The following is a 16,140-nucleotide window of genomic DNA, read 5'->3' on the forward strand; positions in this document are numbered from 1 at the left end:
CAACGCATTGTTAATAATAAGGTTGTGCAGTAATCGCTAACAAATTAACATAAAAAAACGCCTTTGAAGGCTGTTTTTTTGTCATCGGGAGTGTTAATTTCCGGGGGTGGCAAAGCTATGCAATAAAATATTATTCTAAAATAAGCAGGCTCTTCTAAAGTATGCTAATAAATATTTCAATGTTTCCATTAGGCGAGTATCTTTCGAAATCCAGTGTATAGGCGCGATGAATTTTGTTCTCTTCTTCAAGTTGCCAGATATTCTGCCATTGAGCAAAAATATTTTCGTGTAAATTGTCTTTTACCTTAAAAATAGAATAAGTTCCTTCTGCGATCAATGGCTCTTTAGCATTTGTAAGATATGGCATATCAGTTGCTATTGATAATGTGTAATCTCCTTTGTAATTGCTTGCATATTTATGGTAAATACCATAAATATTACCAGAGTAACCCGATAGTTTATGATGAGATTTTTTCCAAATATTTTGTATTCTTTCTATTATATTAGGGTCGCTAAAGTTATTTGTTTCGATAGAATCTATTATATACAAAGGGGTGTTTATCATAAGGCACCTTGTGATTTGTAAAATGTATCATTCATCATATCATTTACAAAATAGGTGGTAACTATTTTATTTTGTTAGTCTTGAGAAAATTTATCAATCTACATAAAAAGAGTTCACGGATTTTTTTATTACATTACCAATGTAAGCCTAAAAAGCCCTAGTTAGGGCTTTTTAGTAATTAAGGGTTAATTCACTGTTAGATAATAGTATAGCTTATTTTTAGCATGGGGTATTGTTTTATCGTTCATTAGGAACGCTGATGATTTCTACCCAGTTGGCGTTTTTACCTACGTTGGCTTTGGTTTGTGGTGATAGCCGCCCTGTTTGTTGATTAATGGAGTAGAGGCCTATGTGATTATCTTGTTGGCCTGTGACAACCATGTAGTGGCAGCTGGTATCTATTGCAAAGCTTCTGGGTTGTTTTTCTACGGGAAAAGCGCCGATATAGTGGGGTAAGCCCGTTAGTTTGTCGATTTGAAAAGCACCGATGGTGTTGCTGGTTCGCTCTGCAATGTAGAGGAAGTTGCCATTAGCGGGGAGTTTAATATCGGATGCCCAAATACTGGTGGGTTCGTCAGCTGGGGTGACTTGATCGCGTCGTTTGCTTTTGTTTAGGTGATTATATTGGCGTGGGAAGTCTGCTATTTCAGCCAAGAAGGTGAGGGCGCCATGGGGGTTAATTTTATAGCATAACACTGTGGCGGTCATTTCTGTCACGACATAAAGAAAGTGTCCGTCGGGACTGATAGCTATGTGCCTAGGCCCTGAACCTTTGGGTGTATCAATATACCCTTTGTCGATCGCTGTTAGTTGCCCGTTTTGGTTGTTGAGTTGGTATTGGTGTAGTTTGTCACTGCCGAGACTGGTTGAGTAGACAAAACTATTGCGAGGATGAACAACAACGCAGTGGGCATTTAACCCTGTGTTGTAAATAGTGCATGATTCACTGACCTGACCGTTGTTGATGGGCATAACAAAGAGTTGGTTGTCGTGATACGAAGCGCTAAGAAGGTATTTCCCTTGTCGATCGGTGGTGATATAGGCCATGCTGGCGGGGAGCCGTGTTTGTGCTATTTTTTTGAGTTCTGCGTTTGAGTGATCAATTTGGTAGTTGATGAGGTGGTAAGCTTGTGAGCGAATGGCGGCGTAGAGTTGTTTGTTGTCGGGTGATACAGCCATTGGCATGACTTGGCCGTTTGTGTTGACAGAGCGTAGGTAGCGCAGTTGATCTGTTTTGGTGTCTAGCTGGTAACAATCAATTGAGCTATCATCGGCACAGCTTACGTAAACATATGTTGACATATTATGTGTGGGTAGTGGGTGGGTCATGTCTTTCTCCTAATGCGCTCAATTGATTGTGTCGAGGGTTAACGCTTTATAAAATCATTTGTCGTCTGGCATTGCTGCCGCGAAATTGCCCCCTTGGAATTTGTAAAGCGCATGGTCTGGGTCGGTATCAGGTAGTTTAGCTAGTACTATTTCTCTGTAGTGGCCGGCATTGTCTTTAGGTGCATAGCCTAGGAAACTTGCTTTGCTGTTATCCCAGTATTGTTGATCGTTATTTGAAGCGCCATAGATGACAGCGAAGCCAACGCGTGGCGTGGTTAGGCTTTTAACAATGAGTTGGGTTAGGTCGTCAAACGATAACCAAGTGGCTAGCATACGGCGATCGGTAGGTTCTGCATAGCAGGAGCCAATGCGGATATTGACAGACTCTATTTTGAATTTATCGTAATAGTAGCTACCTAAGTCTTCAACAAAGCATTTGCTTAGGCCGTAAAAACTATCTGGGCGGTGCATTGCTTCAGTGTCTATTACTTCGGTTGATTTATAAAAGCCAATGGCATGGTTTGAGCTGGCGTATATAACGCGTTTAACGCCTTGTTTGCGAGCAGCCTCGTATATATTATGGCTGCCGACAATGTTGGAGTGTACGATGGAGTGGAAATCACTTTCTACAGGAATACCGCCAAAGTGGATAATCATGTCTACATCTTTTACCATCGATAAAACGGCATCAAAATCAGCTAGATCGCATTGAACGATTTCTTCGTGTGGCGCTGCTTTTCCCATAGCATTGATATCGGATAGTCGTAATATATCTGCATAGTCTCTTAAATTATTACGTAGTACTGTACCTAGCGCACCTGCTGCGCCTGTAATTAGTAATCGCTTAAATTGCTTCGCCATAATAAACTCCTATAATTTTTAAAAAAAATCATATGGTTAAGTTGTGATTAGCTCAATTATAAAACCTAATGTTATTGGTGGTTGGTTCATTAAACATTGTACAGGCTCAGTAATACGCGCTGTTTCAACACAAACCATTGTTTTGTAACCATCTGCGTCCATGTCATGTATCAGTTGGCATTTTTTATGCCACGGATTCCATACAACGAGATCAGATGCATTCAAATGATTAATGTGAATAGAGTGATGTATATCGTTTATTATTGTCATGGGATCAGGTGAAGTATAGATACGATCAACCATTTCATTAATAGTTAGTTGACCCTCTTTTTGCGGTATTTTACCGGTTATAAAGCGCTCTTGATAATCCACCCCTAGGCCGGTAATTAGAATATTTGAAATATTAGACACATTAAAGTAGCTGTGTAGCGCCGAAGTGACCATTAGGTTTTCAGCTTGCATTTGTAATTGTAAACCGCAAGAGTCTGAGCTTAGTTCAAGTGTAAGCTCTAAAGAAAAAGACTGGCCAATATAGTGATTAGTTTCATCTGAATTTGTTAGTTGTAATTTTAGTCTTACGCCGTCATCTTCCTCTTTAGTTTCAATTAGTTTCCAATCGAGTAACCTTGCGAAACCGTGGAAAGGCTCACCAAAATCTGCAAAATTCGGCCAGCAAATAGGAACGCCACCACGGATGGGGTTATGTTTAGTGAAAAGCGTCTTTTCACTTAACCAAATGACTCTGGTATTAGCTTGCGTTGGTTGCCAATGAAGTAGTTGCGCTCCTTGCAATGAAATAATGGCTTCACACGCTTTGTGTTTAACAACGAGTAAGCTTAGTTCTCCAAAAGTTACCAATGATAAAGCAGAACTAATTTGTTGCTTTATGGGTGAGTTTAAAATTTGCTCGATAAGCAATTTCTATCTCCTTAAATCAAAATAATGATCGTTGATAACTCCTCGGTACTACACAGTCTTTGGGGACTGTTTGGGTGTTTGTAGTATTGTCCACACGGCTACTACGGCCAAAAGATCTAAGATAGATAAGATAACAAATAAAGGGCTAAAGCCGATGGTATCAGCCAACGCGCCAACAATTAATGCAAAAATAGTGCTTGCTAGCCAAGCCGACATTCCTGTAAAACCGTTTGCTGTTGCGACTTCGTTACGACCAAAAACATCGGATGATAGTGTGATGAGTGCTCCGGATAATGCTTGGTGCGCAAATCCACCAATACATAATAAGCCAATTGCCACATAAGGGCTAGTAAATAAACCAATTAAGCCTGGGCCAATCATTAACACGCCGCCAACAGTCACCACTAGCTTGCGTGAAGTCACTAAGCCAACTTTAAAGTGTTTTTGGAAAAAAGGCGACATATAACCGCCCAATACACAGCCTGCATCTGCGAATAGCATGGGTAACCATGCAAATATCGCAATTGCTTTAAGGTCAAACCCGTAGGCTTTCATCATGAAAATAGGAATCCATGCATTAAACGTTCCCCACGCGGGTTCGGCCAAAAATCGGGGGAGGGCGATTCCCCAAAAACGTCGTGTTTGAATGATTGTTAAGATGGGCATCTTTTGCTTATTTTCGATAGAGTGTGAAGCCTCTTGGCCGGAGAGAATATACTCTTTTTCTTCAGCCGATAAATATTTTTGCTCACGAGGGGTTCTATAAATAATTAACCATGCAATAGACCAGATAAAACTTAACACACCGCATAAAATAAAAGCCATTTCCCAACTATGAAACCAAATAGCCCAAGCAACGACAGGGGGGGCTAGCATTGCACCAATGGAAGAACCTAAATTAAACCAACCCACGGCGACTGATCTTTCTTTTGCGGGGAACCATTCACTTGAAGCTTTTAGGCCTGCGGGAATCATCGCCGCTTCAGTAGCACCTACGGCTGCTCGGCTAGCGGCCAAACCAACCCAGCCTGTCGTACCAGCAGAACCCATACAGCAAATGGCCCATAACCCTGCAAAGATGGCATAACCAAAGCGAGAGCCTAACAAATCGAGTACATAACCCGCTACTGGTTGCATAATGGTGTAGCACATTGAATAAGCGGCTACGATATAAGAGTATTCTTGTGTGGTTAGCCCAAATCCACTTTCAGGTTTCATTAACTCCGTTGCAACAACGGCGACAGAATTTCGAGTTAAATAACCGAGGATAGTCCCTATGGTAACCAACGTAATCATATACCATCTTAACCCCTTGACTCTTTTCATAGTTTCTCCTTAACTTAAGATAGAGGGTTCTGTAATAATATATTTCTACTTCATGGCATTTAACTATAAATAAAACGAGATAGCATTGGGCAAGTTAATGAAAAATCACTGTATAAAATGGGCAATTACACATAATTAGGTTAGAAATGGACGACTTATTTACACTTCTTGTTTAAACAATCATCTAAAACTTATAAGGAGCTTTATCTGCAATTCCCTTGTGAAGTCTAAGGGTATTATCATGCTGGATAAATTATTAGTCTTATTTTTTTATATCACAACGTATTGCAATTATTTTCTCAAATGACAGCAAAAAATGCGAGTATTTTTTTACCTCATTGGCACAAAGTGAGTGTATCGATATAAAAAAACCGCCCTTAAAGGCGGCTTGTTGTAAGGGTAGGTCATAATGTTGAGCCTTTTTCTTCTTCTATTCAATCATACCTGTGCTTTACTCATTGCTTGTCTTGCCTATTTCCTTGTGCAATACCTTTGCATGTGCATAGTATCTTTATAATTGCGCTGGTTGACTTTTGTATGAGCATTATAGACTATTAAATTGTATTGTAGGGGTAAAGATGGATTTTAGGTTAAGAGGTTTTCGGTGAGTAATAAGCTAAAAATAATCAATGATATGATGTTCTGTGCAAGGCTCTCTTTCATCGTGTATATAAAATATATCATTATTAATATCATTGCATTTTGTGTGATGGGGGCTTTCTTTTTCTTTTCGGGGCTGAGTGCGGGCGCATTTAAATTAATCATCACGCTAGTATCGATAGTGTATTGGTTTTTTGTGATCTTGGGTGTAGAGCGGGTTAAGATTTATGCCAATAAACAAGGTATATGGGCATTTTATGGTGTTTTTCCATGGCAAAAGCGAGTGCATAAAATTGAGTGGTCTAATTTAGAAGATGCTCTCTATGTCCCTAGTGTTATAGGGTGGATACTCCAAAGCTATACGATAAAATTAGACTCTCGTTTATTAAATGAACATGAAATTACTATCCCTTATGTTTGGCGCGGTAAACAGTTTATAGAAAAAATCAACCAAGCCCGTTTAGCAAAGGCACACCCGCTAGAGGCAGAGGATCAACAATAAATGACGCCTAAAAAAGCCAATCAAACGATTGGCTTTAAAGCAAACAATATTAACATCATTGTTTTAGCATTAGGCGATAGGCATTTGGGTTTAGCTCGTGTAAGAGGGTGAGCGCATCGTTTAACAACAAGCTAGAGGCAGAGGCAACGGCGTAGAGCGTTTGAGCTTCAGCATTTTTAGTCGCGCCAAATACTTCCAATAAATGAAGGGCGGCTTTAATGCGCGAGGTAGCACAATCAAAAATCGCTTGGCGCGGTGCATTGGCATTATAATACAACACAAACTCATGCCCACATTGTGAGATAAGATTTAACGGAATATAACAAGGTGCTTTTTTAATCCCAAAGCTTGTGTTTTTTGCATGGTTGTGTGATTGATTGGTTTTGTTTTTATTGCTTGCTCGGGGTTTAGCTTTTTTGATGGTTTGCGTTTTAGCGTTGGTTTCTTCTGCGTTAACGGGTTTTTCAATTTCCATTGAGTCAGTCATTGTGTCCACTCCTGTACCTTTCCAATTGAAGGCCTCCCAAAAAAAAGGGAGGCGGAACTGTGCACAGGTTGGTCGACCGCAAACCCAAAGGAAACGGCACACCTTTCGGTGTCCCGCGCACAGCCCGCCATGAAATACAGGCGAAACTACGCTATCTGCGGATTAAAAGATTAATCGCAGCTTTGGGTTTGAATGGGCGACCAAGCCCATGCCATAGATTTTGCTACAGCCCCCCTATTGTATAGGGAGTTAATTACTCTCGACAAGTTATTTCCAATAGACTTATTTTTTATCACAACAAGATAAAGAGAAATGTGTATTTAATTTATTTTTATAATACTTAAGTATAGGATTTCTTATACTTAAGCATAGTTATATTGTGAATAATATTTTAATTTAACTTATATTGTTTTTTAAGTCTTGAGGATAAGTAAGATGCCTACTAATAATGAGATGTATTATCAAGCTATTAAAAAAGCATTAGAGGATGGTAATGCGGCGGTGATGGTAGGTGCCGGATTTAGCCTTAATGCAGGGAATGGTGAAAAATTAGCACTTTGGAAAAATATTGTTAAAGTGATGCACGATAGATTAGAGCCAGATAATAATGAGCCCGCAGAGACTTTGATGTCTAGAGCTATGCAGATAGGCCAGCAATTTGAGGAAATATTTGGACGCTCTGAGTTGGATACTATTCTTAAAAATTTAATACCAGATGATAGCGTTTATCCTAGTGACTTGCACAAAAAGTTATTAGAGCTTCCTTGGACTGAAATACTGACCACGAATTATGATACGCTATTAGAGAGGGCCGCTACTCAAATTGTAAATCCCCCTCATTATACTGTGGCTACTAGGGAAGATATTCCTCGCTCGAAAATGTTAAAAAGACGTCGTATTGTTAAGTTAAATGGTTCTTTTCCTAGTCATCGTCCTTTTATTTTTACTGAGGAGGATTTTCGTAAATATGATACTGAGTTTGCACCTTTTGTTAACTTGGTTAGGCAGGTTCTTTTTGAAAATATACTTTGCTTAGTTGGTTTTTCTGGAGATGATCCTAACTTTTTGAATTGGATCGGTTGGGTGAAGGATATGCTTAAAAAACATAAACTTCCTATTTATTTTATCACTGATAAACAGCCAAGTGTTGCTCAACAAAAACTTCTAGAAACTAGAGGTATTACGATTGTAACTTTACCTGTATTAGAAGGTAGTAAAAATGATTATGCAGGAAAATATGCTGAGTTTCTTAAAAAGATAAAGCCAGCCCCATACAATGTTAATGACTTATGGGAACTTGAGCTCGTAATTAATGAGGGATATGCTAAGAATATAGATGAAAAGAAAAAAAATTTAATAAATGTTTGTATTGCCGTTATAAAAGTGCATGAAAAATATCCGCATTGGTTGATTGCCCCTCGAGCGGAGCGAGAAAAATTACAGTTAAGATATAAAGTCCCAAAATATTGGTATTCAGATGATGTATTGGATGATTTAGTAGAAAATGACCCTATTCTTGGCGTTATCATTTTTTCAGAACATGCATGGTGTTATGATATTTTGTTACTCCCATTATATGATGGTTATGCAGAAGTGTGTTTGAAGCTATTAGAGCAAACTGTTTCAACCGATATCGAAAGATTTAAAAGTGAAATAGATAAAGAAAAAAATAAGATTCTAAAAGATCTTCAAGCAGATACCTCTAAAAAATTTCATAAATATTGGTGTTATTTGGCTTTAGCTCTTTTGCGTTGGTGCCGTGAGGAATCTAAAAGAGAGAGTTTTGAAAAAATAAAAAAACTTATCAAAGATAATCTATATGCGAGAGGTGACCCCTCTTTATGCGATGAATGTGTATATGAGGAAGCATTATTTAATCTTTATGAGGGATATAAAGAAAAAGCTTATGAGTTATTGAGTAATTGGCAGCCTAAAAGTGATGACGGCTTTATATATGTCAAGAAAGGTGCTCTGTTAAGTGAGTTAGGTGAAAAATTAAGTAAAGCTATTGCTATTTGTATAGAAGGGTTGCAAAAAATACGCTTATTAAGCAGAATAGACAGTAGAAATATGCGTTATATCTCAAGCGAAGCATGGGCTTGCCTTATTATAAATAACCTTTATTTAGCTAAATACAATGATTTTAGTGGTAATGATGATGAGGAACATGAAAGAGAAGAAATAGAAATTGAACAGAGATTATTTCAGTTGGCGAACTGTGGATATGATTCCATAGGGGAGTATGAGAAGATTATTGCTGATTTAAATCATGAAGATAGACAGCATAAAATACGCGCAGCTTTTGCATGGTTAACTTTAGCCGAACGATGTGGGCTTACTCCCATAATAAGTAATAATTCCTATGATAAAAAAAGTTATATTGTTGCGGCATGGTGGATGCAGTTTAATGATTCTATACCTAGAATAGTCAATATTCTTTTACGTATTAGGGCTAGTGAGGTTTTAAATGCTTATACGGAGTCTAAAGAGCGCTATACAACAGGTTGGTTTTCAGCTTATCAGGTTGCGTCAATTAAGCAAACTACCCTGCAGAGATTATGTGATAATTTTATAGGACGAATTAGTGATATTGTAGAGGTATATTTTAATAGGTCTGATAATTTTAATAAATTCAATAATATCAATGTTAATAAGCATAACGTTCAATCAAGCGATTTAAAATTACTATTGGGCTTATTTGAGCGATTTGTTGCTTGTATAATTGATGAAGATATTATTTGTAAGTTTGCAGAAAAGTTAATAAGTTGGCATAGCGCTGATAAATTATGGCGCTGTGGGCTTGAATGGGCTGCCTTTTCAAAAGCACTGAAGAGTTGTATTGACAGTGTTTCGATGCAGAAAAAAATTGTATTGCTACAGCGAGTTTTTTGCTTGCCTGTCTGCCCTCCCATAGATCGATTAAATAGACATGGGCAAGTGAATTTAAATAATTGGTTATTGTTTATTCCTGATATTTTGCCCAAAAATATTCCAGAAAATATTAAACCTATTCGGGCGTTAATTAATAAAGTTGATGAGCTGATAGAGATAGTTAAAGAGAAGATAAAAAATAAGTCGAATGGTGCGCAGGAGATTATTGATGAGTCAATAGGAAATACAGATCAATGGATTGGAAACTTCTTAACTCAAGATGATTATATAAACCCTATGAGTTGTGTATGGTCTCGTTTGTATAATATTAAAAACTTGAAGCTTATGCCTGAAAAACAGCAACAAGAATTAGCCGATAGTATTTTTAGGGAAGGAAATGATGAGTGGCCTTTGTTAGAAGGTATGCAAGGTTGGGTGGCTTACCAGTGGGATAAAGATAATCTAGATATACAATTACGTTTAAAAAAGTGGTTGCTCTCTCAGAAATTAAGAGGATATGTTATTGATAACCGCATCCATTTTAGCGGTAATGAAAATGAGTGGCTTGTAGATATTCAAAGGTCATTGTTAGAGATTAGGTGGTCGTCAATAGAGTTAGAGAAGGTTTTTAATCAGATAAAACACTGGTGGGATAATGAGGCATCAGTAATTTGCCAAACATTAGTTGAAGAGCAAAGAGATAGTTTTACTATTGATTTTATAGGGAAAATTAAAATTCGTTTCGAGTTAATCGATTATATTGTAGCGTTAATGTTCGATCAACAGTCTGGAGAAGAGTTGCTGAACGAAAGTGTTCAAAAAAATCACTGGTTTAACACAATGAAAGAACAGATTAAAAAGTTTGATATTCATTTTTTATTTTCTGATTTCTCAATTGCATTAATGACCAATAATGATGAATTTTTAATTAAAGTAGAAAAATTTTTAGTTAATAAAATAATTACACTCAATGATCCTACAGAAATACAAAAAATCACTAATAGGCTTTATCATTGGATTACCTTTCCGAAAGAAAAGAAATTAGATTGGTTAGTGGATACATTGGTAAGTAGCATAGCATTACGCAAGTATTTTGCTTTGCCAATAGCACTTCAAACGATTACTACTATTGTTGAAAAGCATGCTGATTGGCTGGATGAGCGATCTTTAAAAAAGGTTCTATTAGGGTTGCAATGCTTAATAGATGAAACTGACTATATTCAGCGTAAGTATTATTATCCTGATGGTGATGAAGATGAAATTGTTAATGTGCGATTTTATTGCGCAAAATTAGCCTATGTAATGAAAAGGCATAAAATAAAAAATAAGGAACAAATTATTGATGATTGGCTTACAAAAGCCAAAGAGGATCCTTTACCAAAATTGCGTTTTTTAGAAGAGTATATTTAAATTAATTATTTGGCTAGTAGTTTGTTATTATCACTGCTAGCCATAGTCCTATTCGTGTAATTAACGTTTCATCTTAATTCTTTTTAATCTAGCTAGGTTTACAACCCTTATAAACTTAAGCACATAGGAAACAGTAGAGAGTGTGTAATAGGATAAAGCAGTATAAAGAGGTGTTTTCTTAAAAAGATAGTGGAGGTTAGGTAAAGAAATATTTAAAAAAAACATTAATAATTTTTTCCTTTAACGTATTGTTGATTAACGGATTAAATGTAATTTTCTATCCGCCTATTATCCATTGGTCCTCCGATCATTATTAAATAAGGAGGAAGTCTTTTTTTTGAAAAGGCTCGCCTGCAGTTTTTCTTCACTTAGTCAGGTTTCCAACCCTGCACCCCCTGCAAAATAACCTTACGGCCCAGTATGGCTACTGGATAACCGTGTTGCCCTTGGCCGTTAGCCGAATCGGTCATGTTTTGGTGGCCTATTTTTTTAAGTAGATAACCACAATGAGGTAATTTTTATTTTTAAGGTTATTTTAATATGTCACAGGATTTTACTACAAATAACGGCATGATTACTGCCGCTTTTGCGCAGCAGTTTCATGATGCGTTTGATATTGAATCACAACAAAAAGAGTCGCGCTTTGTACAAGCAGTGTATAACCGCGGCAAGATTCAGGGATTTTCTTTTACGGTTAATGATATGGCGTCCATCGAGATGGAGCAGGTCACTGGCCGTTTTGAGGATACTAAGTGGAGTGTGCCTGAATCGGGTTCTCGTTTAGTCACGATGGCGGATTATGGGTTGCATGTTCCGATTGAGCCACGTGATTTACCTAAGTTGTTGGCTGACCCTCAAGGGGCTTATATGGCTAACTTGGTGGCGGCGAATAATCGTTTGAAGGATAAGGTGATTTATCGGGGGTTAATGGATGCAATCAAACGTAAAACTTCGCAAGATGGTGCTTACAGTGATGTCGCTTTGCCTGCTGCTCAGCGTATTTTGGCTGGTGGCGCGGGTATTACTAAGGCGAAAATTATTAAAGCTAAAGCCTTATTTCGCAAGAATGAGTGCGATGAAAAGATGGGTGAGAAGCTTTATATCGCTTATAACGCGGATATGCTCGAAACAATCTTGAATGATACGACGTTAACCAGTGCAGACTTCTTGAAGGTGGAGATGTTGCAAGATGGTGCAATAGCAACAAATTGGCTTGGCTTTAATTGGGTACCTTATGAGGCGTTGGATAACAAGGCGGGTGTGCATACTACCGTGGCTTGGTGTTCAAGTGGCGCGCATTTTGGTGCGGGTAATGATTATAAGACGGATGTGGGCGTTCGTCGTGATAAGAATAATGCCATTCAAATTTCTGTTATGTCTTCTTATGGCGCAGGTCGTGCGAATGAGAAGAAAGTGGTTGCTATTGAGTTTGCTGAGTAGCATTTTTTAGGTTAGCCGCGGCAGGGATATTTTTTCTGCTGCGGTTTTGTGAGGAGAGCTAGCAGATGTCGACAGCTAATTCGAGTGTTTCGGTGTGTTCTAATGCGCTTTTGATGTTGGGCGCGCAAACTATTAATAATTTTACTGAGAATAATGATCGAGCGCGTTTGGCGGCTAATTTGTACCCCGGCGCACGCGATGCGTTGTTGCGTGAGCACCCTTGGAGTTGTGCGGTTAAGCGGGTGGTGCTTTCGGCAGATAAGGATAAGCCTGAGTATGGTTTTAGTTATCGCTTTACGTTGCCTGCGGATTATATTCGTGTGTTGTCGGTGGGTGAGGCGAATGAGGATGTGGAGTATTTGGTGGAGCAGCGTTGTATTTTGGCGAATCGTTCCTCTCTTAAGTTGCGTTATGTTTTTCAGAATACGGATGTTTCTACTTATGACGCGGTGTTGGTTGATTTGTTGGAGCTTTCAATGGCGGCGAAGATGGCGTATGCGATTACGCAGTCGACTTCAATGGCGCAGTATCGTTATCAGGAGTTTCAAGCGGCGTTAAAAACAGCGAAGGCGTTGAATGGTTTGGAGTACCCTGCGGAGACATTTGGGCAGTCCAGTTTGTTAGAGGGGCGCTTAAATGGCTAAGGTTTCTTTGATTCAAACAAATTTTACGGCGGGTGAGTTGTCGCCTCGGTTAATGGGGCGGGTGGATGTCGCACGGTATCAGAACGGGGCTAAGCGGTTGGAGAATGCGTTGGTCGCTGTGCAGGGTGGCATTATGCGTACCTGGGGTACGGAGTTTGTTCAGCCGACGAAGTTTAGTGATAAGAAGGTGCGCTTGATCCCTTATGTGTTTAATCGCGATCAGTCGTATATGGTCGAGTTTGGCGATAAGTATATTCGGGTGTTTAAGAATACAAAGCAGGTGGCGGAGTTGGAGTCGCCTTATTCTGAGTCGATGTTGCCGTTTATTAATTATGTGCAGGGTGCGGATACGATGTTTTTGGCGCATCAAGCATTGCCTATTCATCGTTTACGTCGTTTATCTGATGAGAGTTGGTTGTTGGCTGAGGCGCCTTTTATTGTTAAACCTTTTGATGAGGTAGGGAATTATCCTGATATTGCTTTAACCCTTGAGAAGAATACAGCCAATGAGGATGTGGCTAATTTGGCAGCTGATTTCTTTTTAGCGGCGGATGTTGGTCGCAATATTATTTGTGGCGCTGGTTTGGCGGAGATTACGGCTTTTGTAAGTCGTCGCTCGGTTAAGGTGAAGATTAAGTCGGCTTTTAGCAGTAATGTGATTAAGGGAAAAAGTTGGCAGTTAGAAAGTAGCCCACAAACAAAATGTACTTGTAATTTGAAAGAACCCATCGGGCAGGAGGTGACGTTAACTTTGGATGCCGAAGGCTGGCGCGTTGAGGATGTAGGTAAGTATGTTCGTTTGAATAAGGGACTTTGTCTAATTACGAGGTTTACTAATGCGCGTTCTGTTGTGGCAGAGATTAAGACGGTGCTTTCGGCAACGGCTAAAGTACCTGCGAATGCATGGAGTTTGGAGTCAGTGGTGTGGAGTGGCGATTATGGGTATCCATCATCGGTGACGCTTCATAATCAGCGTTTATTTTGTGGTGGGAATGTTGAGAAGCCGCAAACAATTTGGATGAGTAAAACAGCAGAGTATTTGAATTTTGAGTTGTCAACGGATGATGATGACGCGGCAAGTTTTACGATTTCTTCTGATCAAATTAATCCGATTGCGCATTTAACGCAGTTGGATAACCCCGTGGTATTGACGTATGGGGGGGAGTTTTCGATGTCGGGTTCAGCATCAAAGAGTGCGATTACGCCGACGAATATTCAAATTAAAAATCATTCGGCTTATGGCTGTAATCATGTGAAGCCTATTCGGGTTGGGAATGAGTTGTTTTTTATGCAACGTTCTGGTCGTAAGCTACGTTCGATGGTGTATGACGCTTCGAGCGATTCAATGGTGGCAACAGATGCGTCTATTTTATCAGAGCATATTACTGAGGGCGGTATTGTGGATATGGCGTATCAGCAAGAGCCCGAGTCAGTTCTGTGGATGGTGCGCGCCGATGGGCAGTTGGCGACGTTGACGGTTAATGCTGCACAGGAAGTGTTGGCATGGGCGAGACAGTATACCGATGGTGAGTATGAGTCAGTTGCAACTATTCCTAATGGTGTGGCTGATGAGGTGTGGGTGGTCGTTAAGCGTGAGGTTAATGGGGAGTCTGTTCGTTATCTTGAGCGTTTTAATCGAGATGTTTATAGCCATTCGACCAAAATTTTTGAAGGTGAGCAGGCCAAACGTGTTTTTAGAGGATTGGACCATTTAGAAGGTAAAACAGTGGATGTGTTGGCAGATGGTTCTGTGATGCAGAAGCGGCAAGTGGTTGGCGGTAGTGTTACGATTGAGCGTGATGCAAAAAACGTGGTGATTGGTTTGCCTTATAAAACTACGGTTGAGACGTTGGACGTGGAGTTGCAAGGGGCTACAGGAACAATACAGGGTAGTAATAAGCGTGTGGGTGAGGTGGTGCTTCGGTTTATGACGACTACGGGCTGTTCTGTCAATGGTGATCTGTTGCCGTTTCGTCAGTTGGGTGAGAGAGTTTTGGATCAGCCTGCGCCCAGTTTTTCGGGCGATTATAAAATCGAGGCTTTGGGTTGGAATAATACGATTACGATCGAGCAGGATCAGCCGTTGCCTTTTTATTTGTTAGCGGTGATTAAGAAGGTATCGGTTAATGATTAGTGTGCGCGAGGCCGGTTTGTCTGATGTTGAAGCTATTGTGAGCTTGGGGGAGGCACTTCAACAAAATTCTTCTTATGCACATAAAGGTTTTTGTACAGAGAAAGCAGCCAAAATGGTTGCTTTGATGGTGGAAAGCGATTCAGACAATGCGTTTGTTGCAGAGGATGATGATGAGGTTATCGGTTATTTTTTGGGTGGCGTAATGGATGAGTGGTTTTCAGATGATTTATTAGGATTTGATTACTCTGTTTACGTCGTTCCTTCTAAACGTAATGGTTGGGCGGCTATTGCATTGTTTAAAGCATTTGAGGCATGGGCTAAGTCTAAAGGCGCTATTAGTTTGCATGTGGGAATTACAACAAATATTAATGTGGAAGGATGTCGTCGTTTATATCACTTCTTGGGTTATGAGGATGGCGGTATCTTTTTTGAGAAGAGGTTATAGAGATGGCAGGAAACATACAAAATACACAAGGCCAACAGGGAGCTAATGCCCAGACGGGTACTCAAAAAGCTGCAGGCTATTTGGGAGTCGCGGCCAGTTTTCTTGGACAAGGTTTGCCTTTGGTTGGGATAGCGGGAAGTCTTTTGGCTGGCTTTGGTGAGGCTTCGCAAAAGAAGGCGTGGTCTAAGTATCAGGCAAAACAAGCTAAGGCTGATGGTTTGGCACAGTTGAAAGGTGCTTATCTTGAGGCTGATAAAATTCGTAAAGCAGCCAGTACTGTTCAAGGACAAGCTGTTTCTGCAGCAGCTGGTTCTGGTGTGGTGGTTGGTGAGGGAACTGCCGGGCTTATTGAGAAAGATATCCGTCGACGTGCTGAAGAAGACGCGTTAATGGCTATTTATGACGGGCAAGATGCTTATAAGCGCAGTTTGGCGCAGGCTAAAGCCTATAAGATCAATGGTAGTAGTGATTTTAAGTCAGCTTTATGGAAAAGCAGTGGTTCGTTATTTGATGCGGCTGGGCTAGGGTTTGGTGCCGCGGGCAAATGGCTTAAAACCTATAGTGAAGGTGGCAGTGGTTCAACTGATGCTGGTGTGGGAGGAGAATAA

At 39.7% G+C, this 16,140-nt stretch carries 13 protein-coding genes; 7 read left to right on the forward strand and 6 right to left on the reverse strand.

Annotated features, from left to right (window positions below; genetic code table 11):
• Positions 1–154 precede the first annotated feature (154 nt).
• The 5 genes from DM558_RS02135 to DM558_RS02155 form a co-directional block, all read right to left on the reverse strand.
• On the reverse strand, positions 155–565 hold the full coding sequence (locus tag DM558_RS02135) for a GyrI-like domain-containing protein (protein ID WP_127161844.1): 411 nt from the start codon (positions 563–565) through the stop codon (positions 155–157).
• Positions 566–802: 237 nt separating this feature from the next.
• On the reverse strand, positions 803–1,894 hold the full coding sequence (locus DM558_RS02140; RefSeq protein ID WP_127161845.1) for a lactonase family protein: 1,092 nt from the start codon (positions 1,892–1,894) through the stop codon (positions 803–805).
• Positions 1,895–1,948: 54 nt separating this feature from the next.
• Positions 1,949–2,755: an NAD-dependent epimerase/dehydratase family protein gene (locus DM558_RS02145; protein ID WP_127161846.1), complete on the reverse strand. Its 807-nt coding sequence runs from the start codon at positions 2,753–2,755 to the stop codon at positions 1,949–1,951.
• Between the two features lie 36 nt (positions 2,756–2,791).
• Positions 2,792–3,673 carry a D-hexose-6-phosphate mutarotase gene (locus DM558_RS02150; RefSeq protein ID WP_127161847.1) on the reverse strand — a complete coding sequence of 294 codons (882 nt, stop codon included), beginning with the start codon at positions 3,671–3,673 and terminating at the stop codon, positions 2,792–2,794.
• A gap of 48 nt (positions 3,674–3,721) precedes the next feature.
• Positions 3,722–4,999: an MFS transporter gene (locus tag DM558_RS02155; protein WP_127161848.1), complete on the reverse strand. Its 1,278-nt coding sequence runs from the start codon at positions 4,997–4,999 to the stop codon at positions 3,722–3,724.
• A 604-nt stretch (positions 5,000–5,603) separates the two neighbouring features.
• Here DM558_RS02155 and DM558_RS02160 point away from each other — a divergent pair.
• Positions 5,604–6,101, forward strand: a complete 498-nt coding sequence (locus tag DM558_RS02160; protein ID WP_127161849.1) for a hypothetical protein — start codon at positions 5,604–5,606, stop codon at positions 6,099–6,101.
• 55 nt (positions 6,102–6,156) lie between these two features.
• On the opposite strand, the gene DM558_RS02165 is transcribed toward DM558_RS02160, so the two are convergent.
• The gene (locus tag DM558_RS02165; protein WP_127161850.1) at positions 6,157–6,588 is read right to left on the reverse strand and encodes a hypothetical protein; all 432 of its coding nucleotides are present in this window, start codon (positions 6,586–6,588) and stop codon (positions 6,157–6,159) included.
• Positions 6,589–7,023: 435 nt separating this feature from the next.
• Here DM558_RS02165 and DM558_RS02170 point away from each other — a divergent pair, with 435 nt between their 5' ends.
• From DM558_RS02170 to DM558_RS02195, 6 genes are all read left to right on the forward strand, one after another.
• Positions 7,024–10,869: an SIR2 family NAD-dependent protein deacylase gene (locus DM558_RS02170; RefSeq protein WP_127161851.1), complete on the forward strand. Its 3,846-nt coding sequence runs from the start codon at positions 7,024–7,026 to the stop codon at positions 10,867–10,869.
• 540 nt (positions 10,870–11,409) lie between these two features.
• Positions 11,410–12,309, forward strand: a complete 900-nt coding sequence (locus tag DM558_RS02175; protein ID WP_177412499.1) for a phage capsid protein — start codon at positions 11,410–11,412, stop codon at positions 12,307–12,309.
• Between the two features lie 65 nt (positions 12,310–12,374).
• The gene (locus DM558_RS02180) at positions 12,375–12,953 is read left to right on the forward strand and encodes a hypothetical protein (RefSeq protein ID WP_127161852.1); all 579 of its coding nucleotides are present in this window, start codon (positions 12,375–12,377) and stop codon (positions 12,951–12,953) included.
• A complete protein-coding gene (locus DM558_RS15575; protein ID WP_164731222.1) occupies positions 12,946–15,087 on the forward strand; it encodes a hypothetical protein in 2,142 nt (713 codons plus the stop codon). Before DM558_RS02180 ends, DM558_RS15575 begins: the two co-directional genes overlap by 8 nt.
• A complete protein-coding gene (locus DM558_RS02190) occupies positions 15,080–15,532 on the forward strand; it encodes a GNAT family N-acetyltransferase (protein WP_127161853.1) in 453 nt (150 codons plus the stop codon). The genes DM558_RS15575 and DM558_RS02190 overlap by 8 nt, the downstream gene beginning before the upstream one ends.
• A gap of 2 nt (positions 15,533–15,534) precedes the next feature.
• Complete coding sequence (locus DM558_RS02195) at positions 15,535–16,140, forward strand: hypothetical protein (protein ID WP_127161854.1); 606 nt, start codon at positions 15,535–15,537, stop codon at positions 16,138–16,140.

The organism is Entomomonas moraniae (genome assembly GCF_003991975.1).
GTDB lineage: Bacteria > Pseudomonadota > Gammaproteobacteria > Pseudomonadales > Pseudomonadaceae > Entomomonas > Entomomonas moraniae.